Source organism: Candidatus Aquicultor sp. (assembly GCF_054640775.1).
In genome coordinates this window covers 1-2,852 of record NZ_JBTSLF010000293.1, presented here as the reverse complement: position 1 = coordinate 2,852, position 2,852 = coordinate 1, and the positions used below count along the sequence as shown (strand labels likewise).

Genomic DNA, 2,852 nt, shown 5'->3' with positions numbered 1-2,852 from the left:
GGTTTCAAAACGAATGTCTCTAGTCAGCTTGCAAATGCAAATCAGGTGTTGAAAAAACTCCAAAATTATTTGGGTGAAGTTGGCGCGGCTCTGAATTTGGACGGTGTTGGCAAGGTAAGCGACGAGTATTTTCAAGAATTTTAATTAATCAATTTGCTGCCGGTGAAGTTTGGCGAAAAGGGTTTAGCTTTTCACTTTAGCGAAAATAAACCGGCGGCAGCTTTAAGAGGAACTTATTATGAACGATTCTAACGATATTGGTTTTAACATTCGAGCGAGAATACTTCCACAGATTGAAGGGGTTAACGAGCTCGAGCAGAACTTAAATAACATCATTGGCCAAGATGGCACACCCAGAGCAAACCCGGGAGCCGGAATCCCTATTCTTCCCGGTGCTCAATCAGGGGAAACATCAGGACAAAACACACAGGCAGCCTTAACACCCTCCCAAATACTCTTAATCGAGCAAACACAAGAATTTCTCAAGAGATCAGGATTAGAGCAATCGCTTAAAGATATCCCCCACAAAATGGGACAGAACATCAGTGATGTAGTCTCTTCTCCGGAATTCTTGAAGACATTAAACCCGCAGCAGGCTAAAGACGCCGGGGAATGGCTAAAATATAGCCAGGGGCTTTACGATCCGCTCAATGATAGAATAAAAGAAACGCTTCAGGACTTGAATGTAGATCTATCGGCAGGAAAACTTACCAAAGGTCAAGAAGGAAAATATCTAAGAAAATTCGAACGCATAAAGTCAGCTACCGATGAAGTTGGGACAAACCTCACTACCGATGCATCAAGCTTTTTAAAACCAGATCAAGAACACCTTGAAATGATTAGGTCTGCAATAAGTTCAAGTAAAGATGACGTCGGTGCAAATATCGATGAAGTCAAAAATAAATTTATCGGACTATCGGCAAGCATCAATGATGTAAGCAAAAGCACAAAAGAGGCACATGAGCAAACTCAAACTTTCTTTCAACAATTTCAGAAGATGGGCGCCTTTGCATTAGGCGGAGAAGCCGTAACATCAACACTTGACTATATGAACACAACAGCAGAAATAGCAGCCAGAAATAAAACAGCATTCGACTTGACTTCCCCAATGTCGATGTTTACAGAGAGGACAGCTTTTGAGACTTGGAAGGACGTAAAAGAACGAACTAGAGATTACGAGCTTTACGGGAAATTGGCCGGTGGAGTAGCAGGAGCTTTGATACCGGGAGCAGGTCCATTAGGAATGCTTGTCGGCGAACATTTCGGCGGAATGGTAGGTGGAGAAATTGCGAAACTGTCTAACACGCCAGAACAAGCAGAAACCGAAGAAAAATTAAAATATTTAAACCAAAGTTACGGCGCTGCAGCTGGATTAGTAGAAGGCGCAAGACCTTATGAAATAGCTGCACGTCAGATGAGCATCCGCTTTGGTGCAAACATGCGATCACCAGAAGGGTACTTGGGATACGACGCCGACAGATATCTAAAAATGAGATCAGCACTTGCCGAGGGATTAGGCAGGGAAGACACCGGGTTAGAGAAAGAACAGATAGCATTCGGACGGTCAACCGGATTAAATCCTGAAGACTTAGCGCAGTTTAATATTGTACAACGTTTAGGTGGCCAAAGTTCTAATGCTCAATATCTGACGTCAGTAGAACAAATGACGAAGCAGGAGTTTGGAAAAGACGCGGATAATAAAAGAATTATTGATGTTTTAGAAGCCATCAAAGAAATTCAGATGAAGCAGCTCACGCTTGGCATTGATAGTAAAACAGCAATTGAATTTGGAAGACTACCAGAATTACTTTTAGGAGTGAATAATCCATTAGGACGCATGGGCGACTTGGGCTCTCAGACATTACAGAGTCTGTCAACATTAGGTACTGCAAATTCACCGGCGCAGGAAGCCATGTTGTATCAAGCATTAGGGAAGAATGGAATGTTCGGAGAAAAAGGATATCTTGCTAATAAGACCAGAGGCTTTTGGGATCCCGAAAACTTTAAAAACATTATGGAGACATGGGGCAAGGATTTCGCGGGAAATGAAAAAGGAGCCGAAGCAGCATTGTTTAACTATGCCCCCGACATGAACGCAGAGTCAAGGATTAAACTAGCTAGAGTAATAGCCGGTGAAAAGATTGATGTTGTCACAAGTAAAAAGTATGAGAATGGAAATCTTTTAGATACTCACGAAGAATTTGGGATGAGCGATTATCTCAATAGAATGACAACAGAACCAGCGAAACAAGTTACCGATGAAATTAAAAAAATGTTTAGTGATGCTTCCAAATCAGCAACAGAATATGAAACTACAGAACAACAGATCAGAAGAACGAATTTAGAAGCCGCGGAAAAATTCAAGGATACGATTTTAGATAGTCAGAGGTTACAGGCTACTTTTTGGAATAACATGGCACGTTCTGAAAGGCTCCAGGAGGGAATTCTCGAATCAGTAAAGAAAGGTTATGATCAGCTAAACGATTGGATGATACAACACGGATTTATTTCAGATCCGAAACAAATTCAAGAGAATTATAATAACAAAAAATATAACACTCTTTACAGTCAAGCAACCGAGATGCTTGGAAACAATAAGTATAATCCGGACGATTTGAAATCTCAAGGAAAATCCATAGATGACTATGAATCATATTTAGCGAAATATGTTTTTGAACATAATCCAACCTATGAACGACAGAAAGGAAAGGAAGGCCAGGAATATATTTTAAACCGGTTGAAAGCTAATTCCAAATTAGAAGAGTTAAACAAGGAAGAACAGGATAAATTAAAGGATATGGCAACACCCGACTTAGGAATGTCCTGGAGACAGAGAACAGCAAAGGAGATTA

1 protein-coding gene is annotated in these 2,852 nt (G+C 40.9%); it reads left to right on the top strand.

Annotation, left to right across the window (positions count from 1 at the left end):
- Nucleotides 1–238: 238 nt before the first annotated feature.
- A partial coding sequence (locus tag ACYC56_RS14350; RefSeq protein WP_461374854.1) for a hypothetical protein occupies nucleotides 239–2,852 on the top strand: 2,614 nt, incomplete at its 3' end.